The sequence below is a fragment of the Oribacterium sinus genome (genome assembly GCF_014202695.1).
GTDB lineage: Bacteria > Bacillota > Clostridia > Lachnospirales > Lachnospiraceae > Oribacterium > Oribacterium sinus.
Window position 1 is genome coordinate 122457 of record NZ_JACHHH010000005.1, and the last position, 12228, is coordinate 134684.

A 12228-nucleotide genomic window follows, 5' to 3' on the forward strand; every position below is an offset into this window, starting at 1 on the left:
TTTTAGGCTATCATTACTTAGAATACAACTCGACGATTAACATTTCGTTTACAGGAACGTCAATGTCTTCTCTGTGTGGAAGAGACTTAATGGTTGCGCTAAGCTTCTCAGCATCCATCTCTAACCATGCCGGTACCATTCTGCCGTTGGTTACTTCCACAATATCCTTATATCTCTGTGCAGTTCTCATGGATTCTTTAATCTGAATCACATCACCTGCAGATACAAGATAAGAAGGAATGTTTACAATCTTTCCGTTAACGGTTACGTGACGGTGTCCTACAACCTGTCTAGCTTCTCTTCTGGTTCTAGCCATTCCCATACGGAAAATAACGTTGTCCAGACGAGACTCTAAAAGAATCATAAGGTTCTCACCGGTCTGTCCTGCTAACTTCTCTGCCTTAGCATAGTAGTTACGGAAAGGCTTCTCTAATACGCCATAGATGAACTTTGCCTTCTGCTTCTCTCTAAGCTGAAGACCGTACTCGCTCATCTTTCTTCTTGGGTTACGAAGCTGTCTGTTGGATTTCTTATCCACTCCTAAAAATACGGGGTCCAGTCCAAGTGACCTGCATCTTTTAAGCACAGGAACTTTATCTACTGCCATTTTATCCTCCTAAATATCAAGTTTTGTCGACTCAACAAGCCAACATCCCTAAAAAATTGATACGCCCTTTACACCGATAAGGCTTCTTCAGGCTGACCACATGGTCATACTGTTCTGTATAAGCTTATGCCGCTATAGGAAATTCCACAATCTCCCGGGCACAGTGCATTATACTCTTCTGCGCTTTGGTGGGCGGCATCCGTTATGTGGAACCGGTGTAACGTCCTTGATGGAGGTTACTTCCAATCCGTTTGCTGCTAAAGCACGGATTGCTGCTTCTCTTCCGGATCCCGGTCCTTTAACCATTACATCCACATACTTTAAGCCGTGTACCAAAGCTGCCTTTACAGCAGTCTCAGCAGCCATCTGCGCTGCATATGGAGTAGATTTTCTTGAACCTCTAAATCCCAGACCGCCGGCACTTGCCCATGATAAAGCATTACCCTGAGCATCTGTCAAAGTAACGATAGTGTTATTGAAAGATGATTGGATATGTGCCTGTCCGCGTTCAACGTTTTTCTTTACGCGCTTTTTTGTCACTCTCTTACCAGTTGACTTAGCCATAGTTAAACTAACCTACTTTCCTTTTTCTCTTCTTCCTGTATTTAAAACATGAAGATCCATTAGTTACTGTTCAGACCTTACTTCTTCTTGTTAGCAACGGTCTTTCTTGGTCCCTTACGGGTTCTTGCATTGGTCTTAGTCTTCTGACCTCTTACGGGAAGTCCCTTTCTGTGACGGATTCCTCTGTAGCAACCAATTTCCTGCAAACGCTTGATGTTTAAAGCGATCTCTCTACGAAGGTCACCTTCTACCATCTGGTGTTCTGCAATATAGGTCGCCAGAGTCTTTACCTCATCGTCAGTTAAATCCTTTACTCTTGTGTCCGGATTCACGCCGGTTTCTGCAAGGATCTTGTCTGCTGAGGGTCTTCCGATTCCGTAGATGTAAGTCAAACCGATTTCGATTCGCTTCTCTCTAGGTAAATCCACACCTGCAATACGAGCCATCTTTGATTTCCTCCTGTTAATTAACCTTGTCTCTGCTTATGCTTAGGGTTTTCACAGATAATTCTGATGGAGCCCTTTCGCTTGATTACTTTGCATTTTTCGCAGATAGGTTTTACTGATGATCTTACTTTCATAAGTAAAATTCCCCTTTCCTTTACGAATTTGAACAGAGTTGCCGTATCATTCTAGCAAAACAGTCTTGAAATGTAAAGCGAAACCCTACTTATCTCTCCAGATAATTCTTCCCTTTGATAAGTCATAGGGAGAAAGCTCAATAGTCACCTTATCTCCCGGTAAAATACGAATGTAGTTCATTCTTAATTTTCCGGAAATATGAGCCAATACCTGATGCCCGTTTTCCAGTTCAACCTGAAACATGGCATTTGGTAACTTCTCGATTACCTTACCTGTAATTTCGATTACATCTGATTTCGACATACTCAATTCATCCTTTCGATAGACTTAGGATTTCCGGTCCGTTGTCTGTGATTAAAATTGTATTTTCATAATGTGCCGTAAGCTTGCCGTCCAAGGGAACCACCGTCCAATCATTGGATAAAACCCTGACCGCAGGATTTCCTTCCGTGATCATGGGCTCTATGGCCAGGGTCATCCCCGCCTGAAGCTTCGGGCCTTTCTTCTTCATACGATAGTTGGGTACTTCCGGATCCATATGTACCTGATGGCCGATGCCGTGTCCCACATACTGGGTAACTACGCCGTAGCCATGAGCTTCAACATAATCTCCGATACTTCCGCAAATATCATTTAGATGATTTCCGGGAACCGCATTTTCGATTCCTCGGAAAAAGGATTCTTTACAAGTTTCCACCAGTCTTTTTGCATTGGGAGCGATTTCTCCCACCGCCCAAGTTCTTGCGGCATCGCTGTGATAGCCCTTGTAATTTACTCCGATATCGAAGGAAACGATGTCTCCCTCTTTTAAAATCCTTGTCTTCTCCGGTATTCCGTGAATCAACTCCTCATTCACGGATACGCAACAAGCTGCCGGAAAGTCATAGAGATGAAGAAAGCTGGGAGTACATTTTGCTTTTCGGATGAGCTCCTCTGCGTACTTATCCAGTTCGTAGGTGCTCTTTCCCGGGGCTACCGCCTCTCCTACTTTCTCATGTACTTCTGCAAGAACCTTGCCTGCTTCCCGCATTAGTTCAATTTCTCTTTTGGACTTAATCTCAATCATGGATTTTCCTTTCCACTTGGCTCAAGATTTCCTTTACCCTTGCAAATACCGTTTCTAAATCTTTTGTTCCGTCAATCTCTTCCAGAATTCCCTCTTTCTTATAGAAGGAAATCAATGGTTCGGTACTCTGATGATAAACCTTCAAACGATTTTTTACCGTATTCTCTTCATCATCTTTTCTCTGCACAAGATGCTCACCGCAGTTGTCGCAAACCCCCTCTTTTTTCGGCTTTAAGGTTTCCAAATGGAAAATCGCGCCACAATGGGGACAGGTTCTGCGGCCGGCCATTCTGTGAATAATCACATCATCCGGTACTTCAACGTCCAATGCAAGATCAATCTTTTCTCCTTTTGGAGCCAGAGCATTTTCTAAAGCTTCAGCCTGAGGAATGGTTCTGGGGAATCCGTCCAGGATATAGCCCTTCTCACAATCCTTTTCTTCCAAACGGTTCAGAAGCATCGCAATGGTGATTTCATCGGGAACCAGCTCCCCATGATCCATATATGTCTTTGCTTTTAAACCAAGCTCTGTTTCCCCTTTAAGATTAGCCCGGAAAATATCTCCGGTGGAAATATGGGGTAAACCGTAAACCTTAGAAATACGACTTGCCTGGCTTCCTTTTCCCGCACCAGGCGCTCCTAACATGATAATCTTCAATATGGGCCTCTTTCATGATGGGATAAACCACTATGAGCCTCCTTAGTTTACTAAGGAGGCTATAGATTAGTTGTCTAAAAATCCTTTGTAGTTTCTAATTACCATTTGAGAATCGATGGCCTTCAAAGTTTCCAAAACAACACCTACGATGATGATTAAGGAAGTTCCGGAGAAGGAAATTCTGCTGACGTTAAATACGCCTGAAATGATAATGGGAACTAATGCAATAATAGCCAGTCCAGTGGCTCCGATAAAAATAATATATCGAAGAATACCTTCCAGATAATCACTGGTCGGCTTTCCCGGTCTGATTCCGGGAATAAAACCACCCTGCTTCTTCATATTGTTTGCTACTTCCAAGGGATTAAAGGAAATAGAAGTATAGAAGTAAGCAAAGAAATACAGTAGGGCAATGTAGAGAACTAAACCTAAGGAATAAATCGGAGCATTGGGATTTGCCCAAGAACCGGAATTTAATCCCATGATAATCTGTCCTACAATAGAGCTTTGATCCACCCTTATAATCTGCCCGATAACCACCGGCATGGTCATTAAGGAGGAAGCAAAGATTACCGGCATAACACTTGCCGTATTCACCTTTAACGGAATCTGAGACTGCTGTCCGCCAACAAGTCCTCTTCCCTGTACTCTTCTACTATACTGCACCGGGATTCTTCTTTCTGCATCCTGCAGAACTACGGTAAACGCCACCATACAGAAGATTGCCGCAGCAATGATAATAGCCGCTACAACCATCTTCGCAGTGTTATTTCCCATAATAAATCTCTCATAAAGTGTGAGAAAATCCTGTGGAACCGAGGATAAGATATTGAACAAAAGAACCAGAGAAATACCATTTCCCACTCCCTTGTCCGTAATTCTTTCTCCAATCCACATCAGAAGTGCAGATCCGGCTGTCATTGCTACTACGCAAATCACTACGCCGGCAATCTTACGAAAGACTGAACCCTCTGCATATCCAATCAGAAGTCCGGAACCGCCAAATCCTACTGCCATAGCTGTAGACTCTAAAAGTGCTAAACCGATGGTCACGTATCTGGTGTATTCTGTCAGCTTCTTTCTTCCCTCTTCTCCATCCTTCTGCATTTCTTCCAGGGCGGGAATCGCCACGGTTAAAAGCTGGATAATAATGGAGGAAGTGATATAGGGGGTAATGGATAATGCAAAAATACTGAGCTGCTCGAAGGATCCTCCGGTCATGGTATTAAACCAACCGAAAGCATCGTTTCCGGCCATGCTCTTAAATAAATCTCCAAAATATCCCGGATTTACACCCGGGATAGGAAGATTTGATCCAAAACGAATTACTACGAGCATAAGGAAAACATAAATAAGACGGTCTCTTAAATCTTTTACCTTAAATGCATTTCGTATTGTTTGAAGCATTTAGATCACCTCACAGGTTCCGCCCACAGCCTCAATCTTCTCCTTTGCGCTCTCGGAGAAAGCATTTACCTTAACAGTAAGCTTCTTTGTTAATTCACCGTTTCCAAGAATCTTAACACCGTCATTTACCTTACGGATGATTCTCTTCTCCAGTAAATTTTCTAAAGTAACCTCATCTCCTGCATTGTAACGATCTTCCAATACGGAAACGTTGATTCCTGTAATTACCTTTGAGTTGGGATCTGTAAATCCTCTCTTAGGAATACGACGGAATAAGGGCATCTGTCCACCCTCGAAACCGATTCTTGGTGCTCCGGAACGAGCCTTCTGACCCTTGTGTCCCTTACCTGCTGTCTTACCATTTCCTGAACCGTGACCTCTGCCACGACGGAAATTCTGGGAGTGCTTAGAGCCCTCTGCAGGTGATAACTTTGATAACTCCATAGTCGCCTCCTTAAATCTCTTCCACTTTTACCAAGTGATTGACTCTCTGAATCATTCCCTTAGTGGTGCCATTGTTCGGAAGCTCTACAGACTGACGAATCTTCTTAAGTCCAAGAGCCTGAACGGTTGCCTTCTGCTTAGGGATGGCACCGATAGGAGACTTCACTAAAGTAATTTTTAATTTATCTGCCATTTCTACCCTCCCTCTTAACCTGTAATTTCTGCTACAGTTTTGCCACGGAGTGCAGCGAACTGCTCAGGAGTCTTCATAGAAGTAAGTCCCTGTAAAGTTGCATAAACTACATTTGTCTTGTTGTTAGATCCTAAAGACTTTGTACGGATGTTTCTGATTCCTGCCAACTCACACACCATACGTGCAGGTCCGCCGGCGATGATACCTGTTCCTTCAGGAGCCTTCTTCAGAAGAACTGTGGAAGCTCCGAACTTTCCAAGGTAATCGTGTGGTACAGACTTATCCTCATTTACAGGTACAGTAACCATGTTTCTTACTGCAGCCTCTCTTGCCTTACGAATCGCTTCAGGTACCTCAGTTGCCTTACCGGTACCGCAGCCAACGTGTCCATTTCCATCTCCAACTACTACAAGAGCGGAGAATCTCATGGTACGTCCACCTTTAACAGTCTTAGCAACACGCTTGATGGCTACTACACTGTCATTTAACTCTAACTGATTTGCGTCAATTTTTTCGCGCTTCATCTTAGTGATTTCTCCTCTCGATTAGAATACTAGTCCGGCTTCTCTTGCAGCATCTGCAAGGGCCTGAACCTTACCATGATACAGGAAGCCGCCTCTGTCGAATACCACTTCCTTGACTCCCTTAGCCAAAGCCTTCTCAGCGATGGCCTTACCTACATACTGAGCTGCCTCAACATTGTCGGTAAACTGCAAATTCGCATTCTTATCTAAGGTAGAAGCTGCACACAGGGTGTTCCCTGCAGCGTCATCAATAAGCTGTGCATACATGTGCTTATTGGAACGAAAAACCGCAAGACGTGGTCTCTCAGGAGTACCAGATAAACGGTTTCTGATTCTTGCGTGCTTTTTTTGACGAAGCTCGGCTTTATTTTTCTTGCTAACCATTCTACTTTCCTCCTATTATTTCTTACCAGTCTTACCGACTTTACGACGAATGACCTCGGTAGAGTACTTAATTCCCTTACCCTTATAAGGCTCCGGTGCTCTCTTAGAGCGGATTTCCGCAGCATACTGGCCAACCTTCTCTTTGTCGATTCCTCTGACAAATACGGTGTTGGCTCCCTCTAATACGGTCTCCAAGCCTTCCGGATCTTCCATGGTTACAGGGTGAGAATATCCTAAAGTCAAAGTCAAGGTCTTACCCTGCTTTGCCGCTCTGTATCCTACACCATTGATTTCCAGCTTCTTCTCGTAACCGTTGCTTACACCTTCAACCATGTTGAACAGTAAAGCTCTGGATAATCCGTGAAGAGACTTCTCTTTCTTATTGTCATTTGGACGAGTAACCACTAAGTGGCCATCCTCTTCCTTAATTGTGATTTCTTTTGCAAAGGTTCTCTCTAAGGTTCCCTTTGGTCCCTTTACCTTTACTACATTGTCCTTAATCTCAACAGTAACGCCTGCCGGGATCGCGACCGGTAACTTTCCGATACGTGACATAGTATACTCCTCTCTTAAATTCTCAGTAAAATACTGTTTTCAGAAAATATATTCCGACAGATTACCATACAAAGGCAAGGACTTCTCCGCCTACACCCTTTTGTCTTGCTTCCTTGTCGGTGATTACACCCTGGTTTGTGGAAATGATTGCTGTACCTAGTCCACCAAGTACTCTAGGCATATTTTCTTTGCCGGCGTATACACGAAGACCCGGCTTGGAAATTCTACGAATTCCGGAAATGATCTTCTCATTCTTGTTGGAACCGTACTTCAGTCCGATCTTAATGTCCTGGAATTTTCCATTTTCAACTAACTCGCAGCTGGAAATGTAACCTTCCTTCAGAAGAATCTCAGCAATAGACTGCTTCATCTTAGATGCTGGGATACATACGCTGTCATGTTTTGCAGTGTTTGCATTACGAATTCTTGTAAGCATATCTGCGATTGGATCACTCATACTCATTTTTACGGATATCCTTTCTTTTTATCTATGAGGATGCGCCCTATGCACTATCCTCTTTGCAAACGAAATATCGAATGCTTATGCAATCGATATTCGTTTTACAATCATTTTACCAAGATGCTTTTCTCACCCCTGGAATCTCTCCCTTATATGCTAACTCACGGAAGCATACACGGCAGATTCCGTACTTACGAAGTACAGAGTGGGGACGTCCACAAATCTTACATCTTGTGTATTCTCTTGTGGAGAACTTTGCAGGTCTCTGCTGCTTTAATTTCATTGATAATTTAGCCATTTTTTCCTCCGATTATTTCGCAAAAGGCATATTGAACAGGGTAAGAAGCTCTCTGGACTCTTCGTCAGTCTTTGCAGTTGTAACGAAGATGATATCCATTCCTCTAACCTTATCTACCTTGTCGAACTCGATTTCAGGGAAAATAATCTGCTCTTTGATTCCAAGGGCATAGTTTCCTCTACCATCGAAGGCATTGGGGTTCACACCACGGAAGTCTCTTACTCGAGGAAGAGCCAAGTTGATCAAACGATCAGCGAACTCGTACATCTTCTCTCCGCGAAGAGTAACCTTACATCCAATTGCCTGTCCCTCTCTGATCTTGAAGTTCGCAACGGACTTTCTTGCCTTTGTTGTTACAGCATGCTGTCCGGTAATGATCTCTAAATCACGTACTGCACTGTCGAGAACCTTGGAATTTTCTTTTGCTTCACCAACACCCATGTTGATGACGATTTTTTCAAGCTTTGGAATTTCGTTAACATTCTTATAGTTAAACTTCTTCTGCATAGCTTCTTTGATTTCGCTATTGTAAATTTCCTTTAATCTAGCCATCCTTTATTCCTCCTTTCTCTTAGTCAATAACCTTACCGGTCTTCTTAGCCACACGAACCTTCTTGCCATTCTCAAGCTTGAATCCTACGCGAGTAGCCTGTCCATCAACAACAAGCATTACATTGGATGCATCCAAAGCTGCTTCCTTACGAACAATTCCGCCCTGTGGGTTAGCCTGACTTGGCTTCTGGTGCTTGGTTACCATGTTGCAACCTTCTACCACTACCTTGTTGGTCTTTGGATCGAAGGATAAAACCTTACCCTGCTTACCATTGTCCTTACCGGTAATGATCTTTACCATATCGTCTTTCTTAATTCTACGCATCTGGCTCCCCTCCTTATAATACTTCCGGTGCGAGGGATACGATCTTCATGTAACCATGATCTCTTAACTCTCTTGCTACCGGTCCAAAGATACGGGTGCCCTTTGCGGTATTATCCTCCTTGAGGATAACTGCTGCGTTCTCATCGAAACGGATATAGCTACCATCTTTTCTTCTGGTCTCATCCACTGTACGAACCACAACGGCCTTTACAACGTCACCCTTCTTAACCTGTCCGCCGGGAATAGCGTCCTTTACGGAAGCTACAATGATGTCTCCGATGGCGGCATATCTTCTGGTAGAGCCTCCCATAACACGGATGCAAAGAAGCTCTCTTGCACCTGTGTTATCAGCAACTCTAAGTCTTGTTTCCTGCTGAATCATATATGCTCCTTCCTTGCTCCTATATTACTTCGCCTTCTCAATGATGGAAGTAAGTCTCCATCTCTTGGTCTTAGATAAAGGTCTGGTTGCCATTACCTTAACTGTATCTCCCTCACCAGCCTCATTGTTCTCATCATGAGCGTAAATCTTAACGGTACGCTTTACGATTTTTCCAATAAGAGGGTGCTTCACGTGATCTTCAATAGCGATAACGATGGTCTTGTCCATCTTTGCACTAACCACCTTACCGGTACGGGTTTTTCTCAGATTTCTTTCCATTATTCTGTTCTCCCTTCTCACGCTTTCGCTTTCTCAGTGATAACAGTCTGAATCCGAGCGATGTTTTTCCGAACCTCGGTAATGCGGGCTGTATTATCCAACTGATTGGTTGCATTCTGGAATCGCAGATTGAAAAGTTCTTTCTTTGCGGAAACCAGCTCTTCATTCAGCTGCTCAGCTGACTTTGCCTTCAGCTCTTCTAAATATGTTTTCTTTTTCATTAGTTATCACCGCCTTCCAGATCTGCCTTTGCGACGATTTTGCAGTTACAAGGAAGCTTGTGAGAAGCAAGACGTAATGCCTCTCTTGCAATTTCCTCCGGTACACCGGCAATCTCAAATAACACGCGTCCCGGCTTAACTACTGCAACCCAGTACTCTGTAGCACCCTTTCCGGATCCCATACGTACTCCCAAGGGCTTTGCAGATACAGGCTTGTCTGGAAAAATGTCGATCCAAACCTTACCGCCACGCTTAATGTATCTTGTAAGGGCAACTCTGGCTGCCTCGATCTGATTGGATCTGATCCAACAAGGTTCAGTGGAAATAATTCCGAATTCTCCATGGCTAACGGTATTGCCTCTAGTAGCCTTACCGGTCATTCTTCCGCGCATCTGCTTACGGAATTTCGTTCTCTTAGGCATTAACATAATTATTTCTCGCTCCCTTCCTTATTTTTCTTGGCAGGAAGTACCTCGCCCTTGTAAATCCATACCTTTACTCCTAATTTTCCATAGGTAGTATCGGCCTCAGCAAATCCATAATCGATATCTGCACGAAGAGTCTGAAGAGGAATTGTTCCCTCGCTATAGAACTCACGTCTTGCGATATCCGCTCCGCCCAAACGTCCACCAACGGAAGCCTTAATTCCCAAAGCTCCTGCCTTCATGGTTCTGGACATAGCCTGCTTCAAAGCTCTACGGAAAGATACACGGTTCTCTAAGGACAACGCGATACTTTCTGCAACAAGCTGTGCATCTCTATCCGGTCTCTTGATTTCCTTGATATCGATGAAGATGTTCTTGTTGGTAATCTTCTGAACATCCTTCTTTAACTTCTCGATTTCCGCTCCGCCCTTACCGATAACGTATCCGGGCTTAGCAGTAAATACGATAATGCGAACCTTATCCTCAGCCGCTCTCTCGATTTCAATCTTAGAGACATTTGCGGAATACAGCTTCTTCTTTAAAAATTCTCTGATCTTGTGATCTTCGATAAGATTATCTGCAAAGTTTTTCTTGTCTGCATACCACTTAGAATCCCAGTCCTTAATGATACCGACTCTCATACCGTGCGGATTGACTTTCTGTCCCATTCCTTGCCTCCTTACTTTCTTTCGTCCAGAATAACAGTGATGTGTGAGCTTCTCTTGAAGATTCTATAAGCTCTACCCTGTGCTCTTGGGTGGATTCTCTTTAATGTTGGAGCTGCATTTGCGAAGCACTCTGCAACATAAAGATTCTCTCTATTCATATTGTTATTGTTTTCTGCATTAGCAGCTGCGGACGCAAGAAGTTTCTTAACCAATGTGGAAGCATATCTTGGGTTATAGGTAACGATTCCCAATGCCTCTTCCAAGCCCTTGCCACGAATAGCATCTAAAACAAAGCAAGCTTTCTGTACAGACACTCTAGCATAAGAAAGCTTAGCGGAAGGTCTTTTATCTTTATTTGCATTTCTCTCTCTTTTAATCTGAGATCTATGACCTTTTGACATTTTTCATGTCCTCCTTTCTCTATGCAGATTATCCTCTTCTTTCGTCGCCGTTACCGTGATGTCCGCGGTAAGTTCTTGTTGCAACGAATTCTCCCAGCTTGTGTCCTACCATGTCCTCTGTAACGTATACAGGTACATGCTTTCTTCCGTCATGAACCGCAATGGTGTGTCCAACAAATGACGGGAAGATTGTGGAACGACGAGACCAAGTTTTCACTACTGTCTTTTGATTCTGTGCATTCAGTGCATCCACAGCCTTTAAAAGACTCTGATCTGCAAATGGTCCTTTTTTAATAGAACGTGCCATTTTTCTTTCTCCTCCTCAATTATTTGATGGCTCTACCATCACGTCTTCTTACGATAAGCTTATTGGAAAGCTTCTTCTTGTTTCTGGTCTTCAAACCAAGTGCAGGCTTACCCCAAGGTGTGCTAGGTCCGCTCCGTCCGATAGGAGCTCTACCTTCTCCACCTCCGTGTGGGTGGTCGTTAGGGTTCATAACAGATCCGCGAACTGTTGGACGGATACCCATGTGACGCTTTCTTCCTGCCTTACCAAGATTGATGAGGTTGTGGTCTCCGTTACCTACTACACCGATGGTTGCACGGCACTCGATAGGAACCATTCTCATTTCTCCGGAAGGAAGTCTTAAGGTTGCATACTTTCCTTCTCTCGCCATAAGCTGTGCTGCATTTCCTGCGGAACGAACCAGCTGTGCTCCCTTACCGGGCTTTAACTCGATAGCATGAATTTCGGAACCTACAGGGATAGCGGACAATGGTAAGCAGTTTCCTACTCTTGCCTCTGCCTCTGCTCCGGACATAACCTTCATCCCGTCAGTTAAACCGTTAGGTGCAAGGATGTATGCCTTGGATCCGTCTGCATAAGAGAGAAGTGCGATGTTTGCGGAACGGTTTGGATCGTACTCGATACCTACAACAGTTGCCACAATGCCGTCCTTACTGTTTCTCTTAAAGTCGATAATTCTGTACTTCTGCTTATTTCCACCACCGTGGTGACGAACAGTGATCTTACCCTGGTTATTTCTACCGGCAGTCTTTTTATTCTTAGCCAAAAGAGATTTTTCCGGTGTCTTCTTGGTAACTTCAGCGAAGTCGGAACCGGTCATATTTCTTCTGGACGGTGTATAAGCTTTATATGTCTTAATACCCATTTTCCTTTTTCTCCTTCTTTCTGCGTATAATTGAGAAATTTTTTCACGCAGTTCTTAGCAAT

Annotated in this window: 25 protein-coding genes; all 25 read right to left on the bottom strand. The window is 43.8% G+C overall.

The features are described 5' to 3' along the window. Window positions 1–13 precede the first annotated feature (13 nt). The gene (gene rpsD / locus HNQ46_RS05975) at window positions 14–607 is read right to left on the bottom strand and encodes a 30S ribosomal protein S4 (RefSeq protein ID WP_183683838.1); all 594 of its coding nucleotides are present in this window, start codon (window positions 605–607) and stop codon (window positions 14–16) included. Window positions 608–775: 168 nt separating this feature from the next. Next, on the bottom strand, window positions 776–1171 hold the full coding sequence (gene rpsK, locus HNQ46_RS05980; RefSeq protein ID WP_007157655.1) for a 30S ribosomal protein S11: 396 nt from the start codon (window positions 1169–1171) through the stop codon (window positions 776–778). Window positions 1172–1248: 77 nt separating this feature from the next. Then, window positions 1249–1617, bottom strand: a complete 369-nt coding sequence (rpsM, locus tag HNQ46_RS05985) for a 30S ribosomal protein S13 (protein WP_007157656.1) — start codon at window positions 1615–1617, stop codon at window positions 1249–1251. Window positions 1618–1637: 20 nt separating this feature from the next. Then, window positions 1638–1751: a 50S ribosomal protein L36 gene (gene rpmJ, locus HNQ46_RS05990; RefSeq protein ID WP_003022746.1), complete on the bottom strand. Its 114-nt coding sequence runs from the start codon at window positions 1749–1751 to the stop codon at window positions 1638–1640. A gap of 85 nt (window positions 1752–1836) precedes the next feature. Further along, on the bottom strand, window positions 1837–2055 hold the full coding sequence (infA, locus tag HNQ46_RS05995) for a translation initiation factor IF-1 (RefSeq protein ID WP_007157657.1): 219 nt from the start codon (window positions 2053–2055) through the stop codon (window positions 1837–1839). 7 nt (window positions 2056–2062) lie between these two features. Further along, a complete protein-coding gene (map, locus tag HNQ46_RS06000) occupies window positions 2063–2818 on the bottom strand; it encodes a type I methionyl aminopeptidase (RefSeq protein ID WP_007157658.1) in 756 nt (251 codons plus the stop codon). Then, window positions 2811–3476 (bottom strand): adenylate kinase, encoded by a 666-nt coding sequence (locus HNQ46_RS06005; protein ID WP_183683840.1) that lies wholly within the window; start codon window positions 3474–3476, stop codon window positions 2811–2813. The genes map and HNQ46_RS06005 overlap by 8 nt, the downstream gene beginning before the upstream one ends. Before the next feature lie 66 nt (window positions 3477–3542). Beyond that, window positions 3543–4883: a preprotein translocase subunit SecY gene (gene secY / locus HNQ46_RS06010; RefSeq protein ID WP_007157660.1), complete on the bottom strand. Its 1341-nt coding sequence runs from the start codon at window positions 4881–4883 to the stop codon at window positions 3543–3545. Further along, window positions 4884–5327, bottom strand: coding sequence for a 50S ribosomal protein L15 (rplO, locus tag HNQ46_RS06015; RefSeq protein ID WP_007157661.1), 444 nt, complete (start codon window positions 5325–5327; stop codon window positions 4884–4886). 10 nt (window positions 5328–5337) lie between these two features. Continuing rightward, window positions 5338–5520, bottom strand: a complete 183-nt coding sequence (gene rpmD / locus HNQ46_RS06020) for a 50S ribosomal protein L30 (protein WP_007157662.1) — start codon at window positions 5518–5520, stop codon at window positions 5338–5340. 14 nt (window positions 5521–5534) lie between these two features. Next, complete coding sequence (gene rpsE, locus HNQ46_RS06025) at window positions 5535–6044, bottom strand: 30S ribosomal protein S5 (protein ID WP_007157663.1); 510 nt, start codon at window positions 6042–6044, stop codon at window positions 5535–5537. A gap of 21 nt (window positions 6045–6065) precedes the next feature. Further along, a complete protein-coding gene (gene rplR / locus HNQ46_RS06030) occupies window positions 6066–6428 on the bottom strand; it encodes a 50S ribosomal protein L18 (RefSeq protein ID WP_007157664.1) in 363 nt (120 codons plus the stop codon). 15 nt (window positions 6429–6443) lie between these two features. After that, entirely contained in the window at window positions 6444–6983 is a 540-nt protein-coding gene (rplF, locus tag HNQ46_RS06035; RefSeq protein ID WP_007157665.1) for a 50S ribosomal protein L6, read from the bottom strand. A gap of 61 nt (window positions 6984–7044) precedes the next feature. Continuing rightward, the gene (gene rpsH / locus HNQ46_RS06040) at window positions 7045–7446 is read right to left on the bottom strand and encodes a 30S ribosomal protein S8 (protein ID WP_183683842.1); all 402 of its coding nucleotides are present in this window, start codon (window positions 7444–7446) and stop codon (window positions 7045–7047) included. Window positions 7447–7555: 109 nt separating this feature from the next. Continuing rightward, window positions 7556–7741: a type Z 30S ribosomal protein S14 gene (locus tag HNQ46_RS06045; protein ID WP_007157667.1), complete on the bottom strand. Its 186-nt coding sequence runs from the start codon at window positions 7739–7741 to the stop codon at window positions 7556–7558. Window positions 7742–7753: 12 nt separating this feature from the next. Beyond that, window positions 7754–8293: a 50S ribosomal protein L5 gene (rplE, locus tag HNQ46_RS06050; protein ID WP_007157668.1), complete on the bottom strand. Its 540-nt coding sequence runs from the start codon at window positions 8291–8293 to the stop codon at window positions 7754–7756. A gap of 19 nt (window positions 8294–8312) precedes the next feature. Beyond that, entirely contained in the window at window positions 8313–8618 is a 306-nt protein-coding gene (rplX, locus tag HNQ46_RS06055; protein ID WP_183683843.1) for a 50S ribosomal protein L24, read from the bottom strand. A 13-nt stretch (window positions 8619–8631) separates the two neighbouring features. After that, entirely contained in the window at window positions 8632–9000 is a 369-nt protein-coding gene (gene rplN, locus HNQ46_RS06060) for a 50S ribosomal protein L14 (RefSeq protein WP_007157670.1), read from the bottom strand. A 24-nt stretch (window positions 9001–9024) separates the two neighbouring features. Beyond that, on the bottom strand, window positions 9025–9279 hold the full coding sequence (rpsQ, locus tag HNQ46_RS06065) for a 30S ribosomal protein S17 (protein WP_007157671.1): 255 nt from the start codon (window positions 9277–9279) through the stop codon (window positions 9025–9027). A gap of 17 nt (window positions 9280–9296) precedes the next feature. Then, window positions 9297–9500 carry a 50S ribosomal protein L29 gene (rpmC, locus tag HNQ46_RS06070; protein ID WP_007157672.1) on the bottom strand — a complete coding sequence of 68 codons (204 nt, stop codon included), beginning with the start codon at window positions 9498–9500 and terminating at the stop codon, window positions 9297–9299. After that, window positions 9500–9928: a 50S ribosomal protein L16 gene (gene rplP, locus HNQ46_RS06075; RefSeq protein WP_007157673.1), complete on the bottom strand. Its 429-nt coding sequence runs from the start codon at window positions 9926–9928 to the stop codon at window positions 9500–9502. The genes rpmC and rplP overlap by 1 nt, the downstream gene beginning before the upstream one ends. 2 nt (window positions 9929–9930) lie before the next feature. Next, window positions 9931–10593: a 30S ribosomal protein S3 gene (gene rpsC / locus HNQ46_RS06080; RefSeq protein WP_007157674.1), complete on the bottom strand. Its 663-nt coding sequence runs from the start codon at window positions 10591–10593 to the stop codon at window positions 9931–9933. An 11-nt stretch (window positions 10594–10604) separates the two neighbouring features. Continuing rightward, a complete protein-coding gene (rplV, locus tag HNQ46_RS06085; protein ID WP_007157675.1) occupies window positions 10605–10994 on the bottom strand; it encodes a 50S ribosomal protein L22 in 390 nt (129 codons plus the stop codon). Window positions 10995–11022: 28 nt separating this feature from the next. Beyond that, window positions 11023–11301, bottom strand: coding sequence for a 30S ribosomal protein S19 (gene rpsS, locus HNQ46_RS06090; RefSeq protein ID WP_007157676.1), 279 nt, complete (start codon window positions 11299–11301; stop codon window positions 11023–11025). A gap of 19 nt (window positions 11302–11320) precedes the next feature. Then, a complete protein-coding gene (gene rplB, locus HNQ46_RS06095; protein ID WP_007157677.1) occupies window positions 11321–12166 on the bottom strand; it encodes a 50S ribosomal protein L2 in 846 nt (281 codons plus the stop codon). Between the last annotated feature and the right edge of the window lie 62 nt (window positions 12167–12228).

What these genes read in the sequence shown, in the direction of transcription:
- HNQ46_RS06045 (WP_007157667.1), bottom strand. Translation starts at nt 7,741, where the DNA reads ATGGCTAAATTATCAATGAAATTAAAGCAGCAGAGACCTGCAAAGTTC.
- secY (WP_007157660.1), bottom strand. Translation starts at nt 4,883, where the DNA reads ATGCTTCAAACAATACGAAATGCATTTAAGGTAAAAGATTTAAGAGAC.
- rplE (WP_007157668.1), bottom strand. Translation starts at nt 8,293, where the DNA reads ATGGCTAGATTAAAGGAAATTTACAATAGCGAAATCAAAGAAGCTATG.
- rpsM (WP_007157656.1), bottom strand. Translation starts at nt 1,617, where the DNA reads ATGGCTCGTATTGCAGGTGTGGATTTACCTAGAGAGAAGCGAATCGAA.
- rplP (WP_007157673.1), bottom strand. Translation starts at nt 9,928, where the DNA reads ATGTTAATGCCTAAGAGAACGAAATTCCGTAAGCAGATGCGCGGAAGA.
- rplX (WP_183683843.1), bottom strand. Translation starts at nt 8,618, where the DNA reads ATGCGTAGAATTAAGAAAGACGATATGGTAAAGATCATTACCGGTAAG.
- rpsS (WP_007157676.1), bottom strand. Translation starts at nt 11,301, where the DNA reads ATGGCACGTTCTATTAAAAAAGGACCATTTGCAGATCAGAGTCTTTTA.
- rpsQ (WP_007157671.1), bottom strand. Translation starts at nt 9,279, where the DNA reads ATGGAAAGAAATCTGAGAAAAACCCGTACCGGTAAGGTGGTTAGTGCA.
- rplF (WP_007157665.1), bottom strand. Translation starts at nt 6,983, where the DNA reads ATGTCACGTATCGGAAAGTTACCGGTCGCGATCCCGGCAGGCGTTACT.
- rpsC (WP_007157674.1), bottom strand. Translation starts at nt 10,593, where the DNA reads ATGGGACAGAAAGTCAATCCGCACGGTATGAGAGTCGGTATCATTAAG.
- rplB (WP_007157677.1), bottom strand. Translation starts at nt 12,166, where the DNA reads ATGGGTATTAAGACATATAAAGCTTATACACCGTCCAGAAGAAATATG.
- rplV (WP_007157675.1), bottom strand. Translation starts at nt 10,994, where the DNA reads ATGTCAAAAGGTCATAGATCTCAGATTAAAAGAGAGAGAAATGCAAAT.
- rpsD (WP_183683838.1), bottom strand. Translation starts at nt 607, where the DNA reads ATGGCAGTAGATAAAGTTCCTGTGCTTAAAAGATGCAGGTCACTTGGA.
- rpmC (WP_007157672.1), bottom strand. Translation starts at nt 9,500, where the DNA reads ATGAAAAAGAAAACATATTTAGAAGAGCTGAAGGCAAAGTCAGCTGAG.
- infA (WP_007157657.1), bottom strand. Translation starts at nt 2,055, where the DNA reads ATGTCGAAATCAGATGTAATCGAAATTACAGGTAAGGTAATCGAGAAG.
- rpmJ (WP_003022746.1), bottom strand. Translation starts at nt 1,751, where the DNA reads ATGAAAGTAAGATCATCAGTAAAACCTATCTGCGAAAAATGCAAAGTA.
- rpsK (WP_007157655.1), bottom strand. Translation starts at nt 1,171, where the DNA reads ATGGCTAAGTCAACTGGTAAGAGAGTGACAAAAAAGCGCGTAAAGAAA.
- rpsE (WP_007157663.1), bottom strand. Translation starts at nt 6,044, where the DNA reads ATGAAGCGCGAAAAAATTGACGCAAATCAGTTAGAGTTAAATGACAGT.
- rpmD (WP_007157662.1), bottom strand. Translation starts at nt 5,520, where the DNA reads ATGGCAGATAAATTAAAAATTACTTTAGTGAAGTCTCCTATCGGTGCC.
- rplO (WP_007157661.1), bottom strand. Translation starts at nt 5,327, where the DNA reads ATGGAGTTATCAAAGTTATCACCTGCAGAGGGCTCTAAGCACTCCCAG.
- rplN (WP_007157670.1), bottom strand. Translation starts at nt 9,000, where the DNA reads ATGATTCAGCAGGAAACAAGACTTAGAGTTGCTGATAACACAGGTGCA.
- rplR (WP_007157664.1), bottom strand. Translation starts at nt 6,428, where the DNA reads ATGGTTAGCAAGAAAAATAAAGCCGAGCTTCGTCAAAAAAAGCACGCA.
- map (WP_007157658.1), bottom strand. Translation starts at nt 2,818, where the DNA reads ATGATTGAGATTAAGTCCAAAAGAGAAATTGAACTAATGCGGGAAGCA.
- rpsH (WP_183683842.1), bottom strand. Translation starts at nt 7,446, where the DNA reads ATGAGTATGAGTGATCCAATCGCAGATATGCTTACAAGAATTCGTAAT.